Here is a 15,709-nt window from a genome sequence, read left to right as displayed (position 1 = left end):
TAGAACGTGAGCCTATTCTAAAATTTACTAGACGACCGGTCTATTTTTAATTAGGGTGGCTGCATTATGAAAAAGCATCATTCTGAAACACGCCAACACATCCTGGATGTCGCCAGGACGTTGATGACTCACAAAGGCTACACCAGCGTAGGGTTAGCTGAGGTAGTAGCGGCTGCGAGCGTGCCTAAAGGTTCGTTCTACCACTACTTCAAATCCAAGGAAGAATTTGGTCAGGCATTGCTTGAGCAGTATTTTTCCGACTACCTCGCAACAGTCGACACGCTGTTGATGGGTTCTGCACCCGCCGCGCAAAGGCTGCTGAGTTACTTCCAGTATTGGGCGCAAACCCAGTGCTCTGATTTGCCTACCGACAAGTGCCTGGTGGTCAAGTTAGGCGCCGAGGTCTGTGACCTCTCGGAGGGCATGCGCCTGGTGCTCGACCGAGGCACGCAGGCTATCCACGCAAAGCTTGAGCGCTGTATTGGGCAGGGGTTTGTCGATGGCTCGATCACGTCCACGGCGCCAAGCTCGACGCTTGCGCAATCGCTTTATCAGGTTTGGCTCGGCGCTTCGTTGATGATGAAGATCGGCAAGCGCGACGACGCCTTTGAAACATCCCTGACTCTGGCAAAGCGACTTTTGTCGTAGTTATTTTTTACCAACTTACTAGACGACCGGTCTATTTAATTGAGGTCTTTCATGACAGACAACGCCACTCGTACCGACTTATTCACCCCCATCAACCTGGGCGCGATGAAACTCGCCAACCGTATTTTGATGGCGCCTGTCACCCGTAGCCGCTATGCCGAAGATGGCATCCCCAACGAGCTGCACGCTGAGTATTACGCTCAACGCGCCACCGCGGGCTTGATCGTCGCCGAGGCCACCAATATTTCCGCGCAAGGCCGCGGTTACGCGGCCACCCCCGGCATCTGGAGCGAGGAGCAGGTTGCGGGCTGGAAGAAAGTCACGGACGCCGTACATGCCGCCGGCGGGAAGATCGTCAGCCAACTATGGCATGTGGGACGGTTCTCCAGTGTCGAGCTGCAACCTGACGGTGCCGCACCGGTCGCACCTTCCGCGATCAAGGCTGAAGGCGACACCTATACCACCAACGGCTTCGTCCCGGTGTCGATGCCACGGGCGCTTGAAACCGATGAGATCCCGGGGATCATCGAGCAGTACAAACGTGCTGCCGAGAATGCCAAGCGTGCTGGTTTTGACGGGGTAGAGGTTCACTCGGCCAACAGCTACCTGCTGGACCAGTTTCTACGGGACTCGACCAACCATCGCACCGACCAGTACGGCGGCTCCATCGAGAACCGTGCGCGCCTGACCCTGGAAGTGACCGAAGCAATCGTCAAGATCTGGGGCAACGACCGTGTTGGCATTCGTTTGTCGCCGGTGACGCCTGACGCCGGCAACACGCCGCCTGACAGCAACGTGATGGCGATGTACGGCTACCTGATCCAGCAGTTGAACGCCTTCGCCCTGGCGTACCTGCACTTCGTTGAAGGCGCTACCGCCACCTCGCGTGATGTACCGGAAGGCGTGGACATGGACGCATTGAGCGCGCAGTTCAACGGGCCCTTCATCGGCAACAACAACTACGACCTGGACATGGCTATTGAGCGCCGCGCCCAAGGCAAGATCGACGCCGTAGCGTTTGGCCGCCTGTTTATCTCCAACCCGGACTTGGTTGAGCGCTTGCGTCGTGGGGCCGAACTGACCATCGCACCGCGCGAGTCGTATTACGGCGGCGGCGCGAAGGGCTACACCGACTGGCCTGTCGGCAACTACTGATCCCCTTATATCCGCGATAACCCAAAAACTGCCCGCACAGACGGGCAGTCACCAACGAGAGGAACGCCATGAACTATCTGCAGAATAAAACCGCGATCATCACTGGCGCATCGTCCGGCCTGGGTGCTGCATCGGCACGTGCCTTGTCCGAGAAAGGCGTTCGAATTGTCGCAGCAGCCCTGGACCAGCAAGGCCTGGACGCCATCGTCAGCGAACTGAAAGGCAAGGGCGGTGAAGCGGTAGGTCGCGTCAGCGACGTTACCAACCCTGAGGATATGAAAGCGCTCGCGCAATTCGCCCAAGACTCTTTCGGTTCGGTGGATATCCTGATCAACAACGCAGGCTTGATGCTGTTTTCCAACTGGGTCGACCTGGCCACCGATGATTGGGAAAAGATGATCAACGTGAACATCAAAGGCTACCTGCATGGTATCGCGGCGGTGTTGCCGTTCATGCTGAAACAGAAGTCGGGCCAGATCCTGAATATGGATTCGGTCGCCGGTCACCAGGTTGGGCCTGCTGCGGGTATCTACAGCGCCACCAAATTCTTCGTGCAGGCCATGACTGAGTCGATGCGCAAAGAGCTGGGTGTGCAGCACGGCATCCGTGTCAACACGGTCAGCCCGGGTGTGATCAACACCGGTTGGGCCGATAAAGTCACCGACCCGGCAGGCCGTAAAGCGGCTCAAGAGCTGAATAAAATTGCTATCTCGCCGGACGATATTGGTCGCGCAGTGGTGTATGCACTGAATCAGCCTGAAAACGTCACCGTCAACGACCTGATCATTTCGCCGACCCGTCAGGATTGGTAGGTCATAAGCGTTGAAATCACCCAGCCCAGGCACCGGTGCAACGCCGTGTGCCTGGGCGCTATAGGATCCGTCCTGTGCTCCCGAGTAAAAGCACTGAGACCCTTCAATGTTCAATGACATTCGTATTTTGATTGTCGACGGTGGCGCTGGCGAAGAGCCTGCGTGACGCTGGAAGGATGGTTGGCGCGGGCGTTCTATGCATCGCTGTACCGCATACCGCAAGTCGCGCGCTATGGCCTGGTACCCTATGCATTACTGATGTCGGGTAACCATCTGGGGCCAGGCACCGAGCCTCGGTTGACACTGCATTAGATCACTGATGGAGTTAGCGCTTCTCCGATCGCATAAAAGTGGCCGCCTGCGATGTAGTGCAGGCTACGAAAGTCCGGGTGCGCACGCTCAAAGTGCCAATGGCCGTCGCTGAATACCCGTGTGTCGGCCCAGGCAGCGACGACTTCACCGATAAACAGGTCGTAGGTCGACTGGTTGTGAGGTTCGGGCAATAGTTTGCACGCAAGCCAGGCCGAGCAGCCGGCCACGAATGGCACGTCATGGCCGCTGATACTGAATAGCTCGACGCCGCTATGAGCCAGCTTCTGTGGATCTTCCTGCAGGCTGACGCTGCCGACATCGCGGGTCAATTGCAGCTGTGCCACGGTGGGAACCTGAATCACAAAGAGGCCGCTACGCTCTACCAGTTCGCGGGTTTTGGCGATCTTGTCCAGCACCACAGTGACTTTGGGCGGTGAGAAATCCAATGCACAGGCCCATGCCGCGGCCATCACATTTCGAGTCTCCTCGTGTTGAGCAGAAACCAGCACGGTGGGACCGTGGTTGATCAGCCGATAAGCTTTTTCAAGCGGCACTTCGGCAATGTGGTCGTGCATCGTAACTCCAGAAAAATTGAACCCCGCATCCATTGCTGGAGCGGGGTAGGGCACATTCACGCGGTGGCGGTTTGGTTCAGGTAAACCTGGAGGCTTTCATGCCCGCCGACAATGAGCGACTCGATGGTCGAGGTCCATTGCCCCGCTGGGTCAGGCTCGCGCGTATCGAAGGTCGCAGACCACAGAATCACGGTTTCGTCCTTGCCAGTCAACGGGATCAGGCGCACGGTCAACACGTAGTTGTCGACGGGCAATGGCGCTTCAACGAAACGGTAGGAGAACTGCAGATTTACCGCGTCTATCGACAACAACTGCTCGCGCAGAATGGCGCCATCCTGCAACGTCAGCCTACGGATGCAACCGACCAGACCGTCCGGCTGACCGTCTTCGATGACGCTCTGCGGGATCGCGGGGTGCCACTGGCTGATTTTCCCGAAGCGCTTGAGTACATCCCAAACGCGCTCGGCGCCGCCGTCTACAACGGCGCTGTATTCAACTTTTGCCATGATTTATCACCTTAAGAAACAGCATTACGTTCAGGCTGCTCGGGTCAGCCTTCAAACTGGTGATAAACCTTAGCGATCACCTTCCAGGTGCCGTCGATTTTGATCAGTGTCAGGTAATCGTTGTAGTCGGCACCGATCGCGTCCTTTTCCATATCCACCCGTACCACGGCGGTGGTTGGGGTGATCGCCAGCACGTCCAGGCGGGTACTGATATCCGGGGCCGTGCCATTGGTACGGACGAAGTCGAACAGGTTGCTGATCGGGCCGCCCAACAGTTTGCCGTTGGTGAAGCCGTACATCACTGCTTCCTTGTGGAAGGCCTGCTCCAGCACTTCCGGGCTGCCGGCACGCAGGCCGTCAGCGTATTGCTGGGCCACGGCGACAACGGCGTTGTAGTCCTGGGTGGGTACAGCTTTGATGTTTTTGCTCATGGTCAAACCCCTTTGCATGGTTTTGGCGCCAACAGGGCGCGGTTCAAACGGCTGGGTTAAGGAGCAACGTGGGTGTGGTAGATCTTGCTGATGACGGTCCACTTTCCGTCAACCTTCAGCAAGTTGAAGAAATCGGTGAAGCAGAAGCCGGAGATGTCGTTGGTATCGATACGTGCGCTGGCAGCGGTGCCTACGATATCGACGTTGACGATGGCGCCTTTGGCTTCCGGTGAGGGACGGAAGGCGCTGTCGATGATGTCGAACAGACCCTGGATCGGGCCTCCGGTCAGCTTGCCTTCGCCATCTACACCAAAGATGGTGGCCTGCTCGCTGAAGGCAGGTTTCATGAGGCTGCTTTTGGCTTGCTTGCCACCTTCGTTGTAGTGGTTCAGCACCGTGACGATGGCGTTGTAGTCTTCGACGTAAGTTGGGTTGCTCATGGTGTAACTCCTAGTTTGAAGAGGGTTGAAGAAGGGCTTGGTTGATCGCTTTGCGTGCATATCTGGCGACGGTCAGTAAGGCGATCAATGCAACGACCAGACCCGTCCAAGTCATCATTTGAGTCGATCGATTGGTCGTTACCTCGCCACTGATTATCTGTGCGACATCAGCCGCCAGAGAGCCCAAGTACGCATACAGAAATGTTCCAGGAAGCAGGCCGATCCAAGTCGCCAGGAGGAAATCTCGACGGGCGATTCGGCTGGCTCCGAGTCCATAGCTCAGCGGAGCGAACGGCACGATGGACGCTAGGCGTAAGAGAAAAACAATTCGAAAACCTCCTGACTCGATTGCGTGGTCGACCGCCGCTGATGTGGGGCTGTTCGCCAGGCGTCGTTTGACCCAAGGGCGCAGAAGCGATCTGCCCAAGGCAAACGCGACCGCTGCAGACAGCAAGCCAGCGGGCGAGATGAGCAGCGTTCCCCCCATCGGGCCGTACAAAAAACCGGCGAGCGCCGTGAGCATCGAGGCGGGTACGAAGGCGACAGTGCCCACCACAAATATCGCGGCATACAGCGCAATCCCGACGACTGCGAGCGAGCGAATAATCTCGGTCCACTGGGCGACGCTGTGTACGGCCAGGTCTATCACGTTGCCTACCCGATTCATTCAGTTTGTGGGAATGCTTCCCGCCCAGCGCATCACTGAAAGCCACTTAATTAGCGATCGCTACATATTGCGTGTATTTTATAGTGATCACTACAGTTAGTGTCAAGACATTTGCTTTCGGTGTTGGTGGGGGCGAAGTGGGCGTTCGACGGTGCTTTGCAACCAATGCCTGATGCCCTGCGGGAGAACACCATGACGCCAAGGTTTTACGCACAGGACACCTGTTTCTGCAGCTCCATGGGCACCTACAGTTTTGAGGACAGGTGCGAGATGACTAAGGCGGTGGATTATGACGCCACCTATCTTTCAATCTGCGATGGACGCAACTGGGCAACTGCCCAGCAATTGAACAGCGTCAAGGACGCGTTACGACATTGAGGTAGCGGGCATCTATGTGGTGCTCAACCTGCGCCTTGGCGCAGAGGCGGAGCAGAACGCGGGCATTTATCAGATGCTGAAAGTGGCAGCCGCCACGCTCCACCGTCGAATTGGTGATTAAAACCGCGGGGGATTTCGCGCGTTCGGACCCAGTGGGCGATGAGCCTGTGGTGCGTTTGTTGGCCGAAGCCTTGTCTATCGCACAGCAGAGCAATATAGGCATCCTGATCTACTCGCATTTGTTGCACTGGAGCGAAAAGCACGACGACGCCCTGCGCATTTGTGAGCGACTCAATCACCCCAACCAGGGCCGCTGATTCACGCCAGTGTCAATATGATCACCTTCGGCCACGCGGAGTCTGCCCAGCTAATCCTGGAGGTGTTTACCCTTTTGCAAGACCGGGCTTTGCTGCGGGGCTTCAACCGCAAGAAACTCATCGTGTACTTCGTCTCTGGGCTGATGCTTAAAGGGCGTCAACGCGCGCAGCGCCGGGATAATCATCTCACTGGAGCCGGTCTACGCCATGGCCTACGCGTGGTGGTGGTTCCATGGAGCGCCGTCATATCGGATGTTGACAGGAGCGGTGTTGATTGTGCTGGCGATTGTGTTGTCGGCACAGAGTGCGGGGGGAATCGCGTAGGACCAATAGCGGAGCGGCTACTTGACTCACCTATGGTGATCTCGCCACGTCTTGTGATAATCAGGGTAGGGCAGATCACAGGCGCTTCCTGTTTTTCAAAAAACTCTCAGGATTCCCACAGATATGTTGAAAGCCTCAGGCCGGTCTATCGATTTGCAGAGACTCCGATCGGAACTGCCCTTATCAATAGCCTGTTTGGCCTTAGGCTGGGGGCATCCTTTTCGAAGCATCCAATGCATGCCCTCAAATATGCCCCCAATGTAGCAATCCACTGGAAGTGAATGGAGCTCCATGGTTTGTGGAAAGGCAGAAATGATCAGCCGAACAGCCTATCCGGCGGCGCCTAGAGACTCTCAGGGTCCCCAAAAAACATCTGAATCCGCGACCTCAACCATCTTTCCGCCGGGTCATTATCCTGCGCGCCGCGCCAGGCCATGTGCAGTTCAAAGGTCTGGCACTCCAGCGGCAGATCCTCGGCCCGGACCCCGCCACTGGCCGTCAGCACTTCGGCCGCATAATCCGGCACGGTGGCAATGATGTCGGTCCCGGCCAGCAGGGTAGACAGTCCGTTGAACTGTGGCACGGCCAGTACCACATGGCGTTTGCGGCCCAATTTTTCCAGGTGCTCGTCAATAAAACCGGTCAGGTCGCCGGCGATCGATACCAGAGCGTGCGGTCGGGCGCAGAAGTCGTCCAGGCTTAGCGGGCCAGGCACGGAGTCGGCGCGCAGCAGTTGCGGGCGGCTTTTGCGCAGGATTTTGCGTTTGGCGTTGGCCGGCAGGTCGCTGGTGTAGCTGACCCCGACAGATATTTCCCCGGAAGCCAGCAATGCCGGCATCAACAAGTAGTTGACCCGCCGGATCACCAGCACGATGCCGGGCGCCTCGGAGCGCAGGCGCTTGAGCAGTGACGGCAGCAGGGCGAACTCCACTTCATCGGACAAGCCGATCCGGAACACCGCGTTGCTGGTGGCCGGGTCGAATTCCGAAGCGCGGCTGACCGCGGTTGAGATGGAGTCCAGGGCCGGTGACAGCAGGGCGAAGATTTCCGAGGCCCTGGCGGTGGGCTCCATGCTGCGCCCGGTGCGGACGAACAGCGGATCGTCGAACAGCCCGCGCAGACGCGACAAGGCGGCGCTGATCGCCGGTTGACCGAGAAACAGTTTTTCCGCGGCGCGGGTCACGCTGCGTTCGTGCATCAGGGTTTCGAAGACAATCAGCAGGTTGAGGTCGACGCGGCGCAGGTCGTTGCGGTTCATACGTGGGGGCTCGGAACGGTGGTCGATGTACCCGGTGCGGGGCGTCGGGCAAACATGCTGTGGTGCGCATAGTAAGGGTAAAAGCCATCATCAGGTAAGCCTTGGATTATTGTCGGTGTAGCAAGAATCAACTGTGCAGGCGGTTGCAATGTGGCATTTGGATGCCACAATGACCGCCTTTGAGTCATCCGCTGCATCATGCGGTCCAATGACGAATCAATGACAGGCATGTCGACTATTAATAGCCACTGACTGGTCCTGCCGGAAAAGCCCGGATAAAGTGCTGGGCATTCAGGTTCATAAGGCGAGGTTCTCAATGTCCCGCACGATCCGTTTCAACCAGTTCGGCCCGGCCGAGGTGCTCAAGATCGAAGAGCACCCGGACCCGTTGCCTGCGCCCGGTGAAGTGCAGGTGCGTGTCCAGGCCATCGGCATCAGCTGGTACGACGTTCTCTGGCGGCAGAATCTGGCGTGTACTCCGGCGCGGCTACCGGCCGGGATCGGCCAGGAAATGGCCGGTGTGGTCACTGCCCTCGGTGAAGGGGTTGAAGACCTCGCGCTGGGCGATGCGGTGGCAAGCTTTCCATCCGCCGACCCTAATCAGCATCCAGTGTATGGCGAGGTGATTGTTTTACCGCGCTCGGCCTTGGTCCGGTATCCCGATGTGCTGACCCCGGTGCAGGCCAGCGTGCACTACACGCCTTTGCTGATTGCCTATTTTGCCTATGTTGATCTGGCGCGTATCAAGCCGGGGCAGACCGTGCTGGTCACCGATGCCAGCCACTGTGCCGGTCCGTGCTTCGTGCAATTGGGCAAAGCCCTCGGTGCCAGGGTGATTGCCGCGACCAAGACCGAAGATGCTCGCGAGTATCTGCTGGCGCTGGGTGCCGACAAGGTGGTGGTCACCGAAGAGCAGGACTTGCTCATGGCGGTCAACAAGTACACCGACAATAAAGGTGTCAATGTGGTGTTCGACGGCATGGGCGGCCCGCAGATGTCGATCATGGGCGATGTCCTCGCGCCACGCGGCAGCCTGATTCTTTATGGGCTGCAGGGCGGCAACCAGACGCCATTCCCCGCGTGTGCGGCGTTCCAGAAGAACATCCAGTTCTATCTGCATTGCCTGGGCAACTTCACTGGCAAGCCGGCACTGGGCATCGATCCGGATAATGAGGCGCTGCAGCGTGCGCTGCGTGATATCAACCAGTTGACGGCCGATGGTGTGCTGACACCGCTGGCGGTCCGTCCATTCCCATTCGAGCAGGTGGCCCAGGCGCACCGTTATATGGATGGCTGTCCGATTGGTGGCCGTGCGGTACTGGAGTTGGCTGACGCTTGAATCTTTCCCCTCTCTTGTTTGTAGGAGCAGCTTCAGCTGCGAAGATATCGTTGAGAATCTTTCGCTGCTAAAGCAGCTCCTACGGTTACATGTCTTGTTGTAGGAAAGTTCGCTACGCAATCAGGCAGGTTTCTGTCATTGTCTGTCGCGTTTAAACCTCTGCGCCGCTCAGGCGATCATTGATAATCCACTGCAACGGCTTCGCCAACCTGTCGCGCCTGCCTTCAACGACTTGAGCGGCGCGGCGTGTGGCAGCTGCAGGTGAGCATGTTTAAACCCATAACGAGCAACTGTTAATAAGTGCGTATTGTTTAATTTGCCGTTTAATTATGGGTAATTGTCCATCTTTGGATAAAACAGTGTTGCTTGTAATCGTGCAGACGATCCCGATAATGAGTTGAGAATTATTACTCAGGGAACGAGCCATGTTTGATAACAAGACCAACAGTCAGCAGCTTCGTGTTTCAATCTCCTGGAGCGCGGGACAATGATGATGAGCGACATTCACGAGCAAGCGATGAATTATGTCTACCAGCAGGTGTTGCAGCGCCTGCTCGGTTACATGACCCGCGCCGAGCGCACAGCCCTGCAGTTGCTGATCCAGCGCCTGATTGTTGCCGCGGGCGGGCTGGAGCAGATCAGCCAGTTCAGGATTATGCTGCCGTTCAGTGGCGGCAAAGACAGCGCCTACAGCCTGGCACTGTTGCGCGCCGCGCAATTGAGTATCTGCACCCGGGCGCCGGGCACGTTCAATCTGCGCGTGGCGACCATGCGCCACAGCGGTTTGAGCAGCGATGTGCTGGGCAATATTCACCGTACCTATTCGGCGCTGTTTCTCTACGATGATCCGCGCGTCGAGATGCTGGTGTTTGATAACCAGTATGTGCACGCCTTTGAGCCGGACCTGCCGTTCTCCAGCGCCGGTCGCGAGCAAAACCGTACCGATATGCTGCTGGCCGGGCATTTGTCGGCGGGCGAGGGGCGCAGCACCTTCTGCGACAGTTGCCACCTGAACCTGGCTGACTCGCTGTCGCGCGCCCTGACCTGGGGGGAGGGCGTGGGCGCGGTGGCCAGCGGCGATCCACGCAAAGAGCAGAAGCAGTACATCACCTGGCTGATGCGTCTGGCGCAAGGTCGCGGCGAACACACCGGGCATTGGCGCAACCAGACTTTTCAGAGTGTCATGCGCAGCCTGCACGGTCTTGGTCAGGACTGGCGCGAAGCGTTGCATGGCGAGCCACACGCAATTGAGCCGCTGACACCACCAGACAAGCCATTGGCGCCGGTGCTGGTGCCGCTCAACGACCTGTTTCCCGGCAGGGCCGATGAGCACTGGAACTTGCTTACCGAGTTTCTAGAGTTTCGCTTCGATGACCTGGCGTTCAGTTTCAGTGAGTCGGACTGCGCCAACCCCTTGCTGATGGCGCATATGCAGGGCCTACGTGCGCAGTTTGTCGATCATCGTGACTATGCCGATGGTATTGCAGGCTACTTACAGCACGCGCAACGCCAGATGCGCAACAAACAGGTGCCGGCACGTCTGATCGATCAGGCGCTCAGTGCCTATCACGGCGAATCACGTATCGAGGCGCGGCGTGTGCTGGCCGCTGAGTTTGCCCAACAGGCGTACGGGCTAAACGAGGCGCAACTGGTGTGCATGCTGTTCTCGCCGTTCACTGACAAAGGCCTGGGCCTGGAAGCGTTTCTGCGCACTTGCCATCCCGGCATGCTGGTGGCGGTGGCTGACCTGCATCGAGCACTGTCCGGTCAGCCTGCTGCCGATCAGGTGGTGCAGTGGTTGTTGGATATCAGCGGCCTGACCCTGGCGCAACTGCAAAGCCTGTACGGCAAGTCGCGGGTCAATTTCGCTGCCGCCGACTCGATCATCGCCCGCGTACGCGCGGCCGATCCTGAACGGCGACGCGTTCGCTCAGCCTGATTCAATCCCTTTGCCGGAAGGCCTGTCATGAAAGAAAAAGACGATTTCGCCTATCAGGCGGTGTATCGCTATCTCGTACGCCTGATTAATGAGGTACAAACCGACTCGACGCTCAAATTGCCGTCGCTGCGCCAGTTGGCCCGGCGCCTGCGGGTGTCGATTTCGACCATCCAGAGTGCCTATGCGCTGCTGGAGCAGGAAGGGCGCATTTGCTCGGTGCCCAAGTCAGGCTATTACGCGGTGCCGGGCAGTTTTGAAGATGAACTGGCCGGCGAAGGCCATAGCGTGCTTGAACGCCTGTACCGTAATGTGCGGCGGCCCGGCTGCACCATGCTTTCGGGTGATGAGCCGCATCTGTTGTTGTCGCTGGAAAGCGCGCTGCAAACCATGGAGCGCGAGTTGGTGCGTCAGTACCCGCGCCCCCTGGACAGCGGTTTTCAACCGTTTGGTGATCTGGAACTGCGCAGCGCCCTGGCGGCCCGCTACACCCGGGACACTCGGGATTGCTGGCACGCCGAGCAGGTTTATATCGGCCCGGACTTGCTCGGCATGCTCAAGGCGGTCGTCCAGGTGCTGCAACTGGGCGGCAGTACGGTGCTGGTTGAGTCACCCTGCACCTGGACGCTGTTGCGGCTGTTGCAGTCGCTGAACGTCCAGGTACTGGAAATGCCGCTGGCCGAAGACGGCCGGGTGAATCTGACCGATCTGGATCACCTGTTGCTGGAGCATCCGGTCAGCCTGGCGATTTTGCCGTCGACGATCAATCCGGTCAGGGGCACGCTGCAACCTGCCGACAACCGCCGGGCCATGGCGCAATTGCTCAATCGCTATCGGATATGGGTGCTGGAGAACGACAGCCATGGCGAACTGGCCTTTGGGCGCAATGGCCCGCCGCTGCGCGAGTTGATCGACCCGCAGCGGTTGTTGATCCTTGGCAGTTTCGACAAAGCGCTGGGCCCTGAAGCGCCCTATGGTTATCTGCTGTGCAAGCAGTTTGACCAGCGCTGGCAGGAGTACTTTTTGCTGCGCGCCTTTGACTTGCCGCCGATTCGCCAGAAGGCCGTTGCCCGGCTGTGTAACACCGGCCGCCTGGACCAGCACCTGGCGGACTTGCGTCACCTGCTTGAGCAGCGCATGCAAGGCATGGGGGAGTTGCTCGACAAGCACCTGGGTTGCTGGTTGCGCTATGAATTACCTGCTGGCGGCAGTGGTATCTGGACGCAGACCCAACAGGGTGTGGACCTGCGCCAGGTATTCGACACTCTGCTGAGTCAGCGCTTGGTGATTGCCCCTGGCGAGCTGTTCAGCCTCAGCGGCTTGCACCGCCAGCAGCTACGCATCAGCTATGCGCTGGACTGGACCCAGGATGTGCCGGCGGCCCTTGAGCAACTCGCCGGGGTGTTGCGTCAGGCGCGGGGCTAAGCGCTGGCCGGCCGTTGTTCAGGTGCCGGCCATCCATCTGGCCAGGCCGTGGCGGCCGCTGACCCCGAGCTTGGCGGCCGCCCGTTTCAGGTAGGTTTCCACTGAACTGTTCTTGACCTTGAGTCGCTCGGCCAGTTGCGGAACGGTGCCACCGGTCAACAGGCCGAGGCAGACCTCCTGCTCGCGGGCCGACAGGGTGATCTCGCCCAGCGCCAGCCGCTCACTGAATGCTTGGCGCAAGGGCCGTACCGGCTGCTCGCCGGCGTTTGGTTCCGGGCGGCGCAGCAGGCAGAGCCTGCTGGCCTGCGCGTGTCGTTCGACCAACGGCAACAAGGTGTCGGACAGGCTTTTAAGAAACGACAGTTCGGCCAGGGAAAACAAGCGTTGCCCAGGCTGACGCAGCAGGGTGATGACCCAACGGCGGTTGCCCGCGTGTGAAACCAGGCTGCAGTGGTGCGCGGCGTTTGGCCCCAGGCGCCGCCTCAGGGGCGCACGCGGCTGGATCAGCAGGGCATCAGTCATGACCCGCATATGCTGCAGCAGTGTCTGCTGGTGCTCGGGCTGGGCGGTTACGGGTGCCTGACCCTGGCTGCCGAGCGGCCTGATCTGCACCGCGTCAGTCTGGGGCTGGTCCAGGGTCCATTCGCTCAGTTGCAGGCCGTCGAGGGGCACCAGCGGTTCGATGAGCCGGAACATCATGGCCGCGAAGTCATCATCGCCGGTACTGGAAATCAGTTCGCCCAGATGAAAGTACAGGTGTGGGCTGTGGCTAGTTTGCATACTGTCGGTGATGTTCATCTTTTTTGCCTTCCTGGAACCAAGTCGGGTGGCATCCTCTGCACGTGCTCGGTTGAGAGCTGACTCGCTCTGGATTTAAGCCCATGTAACGGTCAGCGTCTGTAGTGGGAACCGGGGACAACTCCTGTCAATTAACCAGACGATTTGAGTTGCAGTTTCTTAAGGGGATATCTGTTTGACGAGTGTCTGCGGGTAGTTTTCAGCGTTCTGCAAGCGATTGATTACATGAGAAATCTTGCGTTACGATAAGCTTGATGCGGCAATCACGTGCAGCATCTATATCTTATTTCCTACACGAATTTAGGCGCTGCGGCGGTGAACTAACCGCCGGCTCAAGTGTGGCTTTGGCGCGCATCAACTAGTTGTCCGGGTTTAAGGGGGCAGGCAGCCCAACAGGGCAGTGCTTGAATACCGCGCAGAATCAGTTGAGACGGATCTTATGAACTCCACCTGCGCCGCTGCCCAAGCCCTTGGGCCTGCCTGTACCGAAACCTTCGCCTTGACCTGTGCCCAGCGTGATATCTGGCTCGATCAACTGAGCCGGGGTGATTCACCGCTGTATAACATCGGCGGGTATGTCGAGCTTGAGGGCAGCCTGGCGCCGGAACTGCTGCAGCGCGCGATTGAACAACTGGTGGCCCGACACGATGCGTTGCGTACCGTGCTGTTGCCCGGTGCCGGTGCCGACGGCTTGCCGATGCAGCACTTTGCCGGCCACGCAGCCGTGCACCTGCCGCAGTATGACTGTTCGCAGTTCGATGACCCCGACAGTGCGGCCCAGGCGCTGATCCAGGAACAGATGCGCCGCAGCTATGCACTTGATGGCGGGCCGCTGTTTCGCTTCTTTCTTATCCGGCTCAACGAGCAGCGACACTTTCTGGCGACCCAGGCGCATCACCTGATTCTTGACGGCTGGGGCTTTGGCCAGATGCTCAAGTCGCTGGGGGAAATCTACAGTGCATTGCTCGCCGGGCAGCCAACCCCGCAAGCCGCGCCAACCTATGCTGCGTTCGTTGAAGACGATGCCGTGTATCAAGGTTCGCCACGTCATGCCCGTGACCTTGACTGGTGGCTGGATAAATATCGCAGTATCCCGGCACCGCTGCTGACCCCGCGTTATCGCGAAGCACCGACATTGCCGGGACAAAGCCTGGTGCAGCCCTTCAGCGTGGGGTTGCACGAACGTATGAAACAATTGGCCGGCGAGTCTCAGGCATCGGCTTTTCATGTGCTGCTGGCGATGTTGCATGTGTATTTCACCCGCACCGAACAACGCGACGAGTGGGTGGTGGGCATGCCGATCCTCAATCGGGCCGGGGCGCGCTTCAAGTCGACTGTGGGCCTGTTTGCCCAGGTCAGCCCGATTCTCATGCCGTTTGGCCGCGAGCTGAGTTTTGTTGAGCTGCTCAAGGGCATACGTGACGAGTTACGCCAGGATTTCCGCCACCAGCGCCTGCCACTGAGTGAGCTCAATCGTGCCTTGGGTCTGCTGCGTGAGGACCGTGCGCAGTTGTTCGAGGTCACGGTGTCTTATGAGCAGGACGACCACGACTACCGTTATGGCGACGCATTGGCCCATACCGTCAAGGTCTCCAACCGCCATGAGCCGACGCCGCTGGCCATCCACCTGCGCAGCAACCGCTATAACGACCGGGTGTGGATTCATTACGTGTACAACGAGGCGTATTTCCAGGCCGCCGACATCGAGGCATTGGCTGAGCGGTTGATGCATGTGCTGGAACAGGCCCTGGACAACCCAGCCGCGAAAGTGGCCGAACTGAGCATAACCACCCCGGCCGAGCAGGCTCAACTGGATGCCTGGAATCGCAGCGAGGCCTGTTACCCACTGGGCCTGACCATTGACCAGCGCGTGGCCGCGCAGGCTGCCGAACGGCCCGACGCCGTAGCTGCCGTGTATCAGGGCCAGAGCCTGAGCTACGGGCAACTGGAGCAACGCGCCAACGGCCTGGCGGCCCAACTGCTGGCGCAGGGCGTGCAGCCCGATGAGCGGGTGGCCGTGGTGGCCCGCCGTGGCCTCGACACCCTGGTGGGGTTGCTGGCGGTGCTCAAGGCCGGCGGCGCATACGTGCCGGTCGACCCGGCGCACCCGGCCGAGCGGCTGGCTTACCTGCTCAGTGACAGCCAGCCCAAGGTGGTGCTGACCTTGAGCGAGCTGGTTGGCCGGCTACCGGTGTTGTCAGTGCCGGTGATCGAACTGGACCGTCTGCCGGCAGCCCAGCTAAACGTCGAGCTGACTCAACGGGCCACGGTCAATAACCTGGCCTACGTGATCTACACCTCCGGCTCCACCGGTTTGCCCAAAGGTGTAATGGTCGAGCACCAGACCCTTAACAACCTGGTGGACTGGCACTGCCAAGCCTTCGAGCT

General features: G+C 59.0%; 16 protein-coding genes and 1 pseudogene. 10 read left to right on the top strand and 7 right to left on the bottom strand.

Going from position 1 to position 15,709, the window contains the following annotated elements:
* Window positions 1-66: 66 nt before the first annotated feature.
* The 4 genes and pseudogenes from NJC38_RS23825 to NJC38_RS23810 form a co-directional block, all read left to right on the top strand.
* Entirely contained in the window at window positions 67-648 is a 582-nt protein-coding gene (locus NJC38_RS23825) for a TetR/AcrR family transcriptional regulator (protein WP_253117350.1), read from the top strand.
* A 51-nt stretch (window positions 649-699) separates the two neighbouring features.
* Complete coding sequence (locus NJC38_RS23820; RefSeq protein WP_253117349.1) at window positions 700-1,803, top strand: alkene reductase; 1,104 nt, start codon at window positions 700-702, stop codon at window positions 1,801-1,803.
* 68 nt (window positions 1,804-1,871) lie between these two features.
* Window positions 1,872-2,615: an SDR family oxidoreductase gene (locus NJC38_RS23815; protein WP_010656559.1), complete on the top strand. Its 744-nt coding sequence runs from the start codon at window positions 1,872-1,874 to the stop codon at window positions 2,613-2,615.
* Between the two features lie 162 nt (window positions 2,616-2,777).
* Window positions 2,778-2,927, top strand: a pseudogene (locus NJC38_RS23810) (FAD-dependent oxidoreductase); the annotation flags it as partial.
* Here the strand turns inward: NJC38_RS23810 and NJC38_RS23805 are convergent.
* The 5 genes from NJC38_RS23805 to NJC38_RS23785 are packed head-to-tail and all read right to left on the bottom strand — an operon-like array spanning window position 2,924 to window position 5,528.
* A complete protein-coding gene (locus tag NJC38_RS23805) occupies window positions 2,924-3,502 on the bottom strand; it encodes a flavin reductase family protein (RefSeq protein WP_046036273.1) in 579 nt (192 codons plus the stop codon). The pseudogene NJC38_RS23810 and the gene NJC38_RS23805 sit on opposite strands and share 4 nt — an antisense overlap.
* 56 nt (window positions 3,503-3,558) lie before the next feature.
* Window positions 3,559-4,008, bottom strand: coding sequence for an SRPBCC family protein (locus NJC38_RS23800; RefSeq protein ID WP_010656557.1), 450 nt, complete (start codon window positions 4,006-4,008; stop codon window positions 3,559-3,561).
* A gap of 44 nt (window positions 4,009-4,052) precedes the next feature.
* Window positions 4,053-4,439, bottom strand: a complete 387-nt coding sequence (locus NJC38_RS23795; protein ID WP_032885487.1) for a nuclear transport factor 2 family protein — start codon at window positions 4,437-4,439, stop codon at window positions 4,053-4,055.
* 56 nt (window positions 4,440-4,495) lie between these two features.
* Window positions 4,496-4,879, bottom strand: coding sequence for a nuclear transport factor 2 family protein (locus NJC38_RS23790; protein ID WP_010656555.1), 384 nt, complete (start codon window positions 4,877-4,879; stop codon window positions 4,496-4,498).
* 10 nt (window positions 4,880-4,889) lie between these two features.
* Window positions 4,890-5,528, bottom strand: a complete 639-nt coding sequence (locus NJC38_RS23785) for a VTT domain-containing protein (protein ID WP_099492270.1) — start codon at window positions 5,526-5,528, stop codon at window positions 4,890-4,892.
* A 566-nt stretch (window positions 5,529-6,094) separates the two neighbouring features.
* Here NJC38_RS23785 and NJC38_RS23780 point away from each other — a divergent pair.
* Together NJC38_RS23780 and NJC38_RS23775 are read left to right on the top strand one after the other, a co-directional pair.
* Entirely contained in the window at window positions 6,095-6,241 is a 147-nt protein-coding gene (locus NJC38_RS23780; protein WP_253117348.1) for a hypothetical protein, read from the top strand.
* 207 nt (window positions 6,242-6,448) lie between these two features.
* The gene (locus NJC38_RS23775; RefSeq protein WP_366856411.1) at window positions 6,449-6,565 is read left to right on the top strand and encodes a hypothetical protein; all 117 of its coding nucleotides are present in this window, start codon (window positions 6,449-6,451) and stop codon (window positions 6,563-6,565) included.
* 343 nt (window positions 6,566-6,908) lie between these two features.
* On the opposite strand, the gene NJC38_RS23770 is transcribed toward NJC38_RS23775, so the two are convergent.
* Complete coding sequence (locus NJC38_RS23770) at window positions 6,909-7,823, bottom strand: LysR family transcriptional regulator (RefSeq protein ID WP_253117347.1); 915 nt, start codon at window positions 7,821-7,823, stop codon at window positions 6,909-6,911.
* A 316-nt stretch (window positions 7,824-8,139) separates the two neighbouring features.
* Here NJC38_RS23770 and NJC38_RS23765 point away from each other — a divergent pair, with 316 nt between their 5' ends.
* The 3 genes from NJC38_RS23765 (at window position 8,140) to NJC38_RS23755 (ending at window position 12,523) form a co-directional block, all read left to right on the top strand.
* Window positions 8,140-9,162 (top strand): zinc-dependent alcohol dehydrogenase family protein, encoded by a 1,023-nt coding sequence (locus tag NJC38_RS23765; RefSeq protein WP_045491558.1) that lies wholly within the window; start codon window positions 8,140-8,142, stop codon window positions 9,160-9,162.
* Window positions 9,163-9,655: 493 nt separating this feature from the next.
* Entirely contained in the window at window positions 9,656-11,101 is a 1,446-nt protein-coding gene (locus NJC38_RS23760) for a hypothetical protein (RefSeq protein ID WP_253117346.1), read from the top strand.
* Between the two features lie 27 nt (window positions 11,102-11,128).
* A complete protein-coding gene (locus NJC38_RS23755; RefSeq protein ID WP_253117345.1) occupies window positions 11,129-12,523 on the top strand; it encodes a PLP-dependent aminotransferase family protein in 1,395 nt (464 codons plus the stop codon).
* 18 nt (window positions 12,524-12,541) lie between these two features.
* Here the strand turns inward: NJC38_RS23755 and NJC38_RS23750 are convergent, their stop codons facing one another.
* Window positions 12,542-13,321, bottom strand: a complete 780-nt coding sequence (locus tag NJC38_RS23750; RefSeq protein WP_253117344.1) for a helix-turn-helix transcriptional regulator — start codon at window positions 13,319-13,321, stop codon at window positions 12,542-12,544.
* A 439-nt stretch (window positions 13,322-13,760) separates the two neighbouring features.
* On the opposite strand from NJC38_RS23750, the gene NJC38_RS23745 reads away from it, so the two are divergent.
* The coding region (locus NJC38_RS23745; RefSeq protein WP_253117343.1) for a condensation domain-containing protein at window positions 13,761-15,709 on the top strand (1,949 nt) is incomplete at its 3' end.

The organism is Pseudomonas sp. 21LCFQ010, assembly GCF_024129905.1.
Classification (GTDB): domain Bacteria; phylum Pseudomonadota; class Gammaproteobacteria; order Pseudomonadales; family Pseudomonadaceae; genus Aquipseudomonas.
This window is presented reverse-complemented; position numbering and strand designations above follow the sequence as displayed.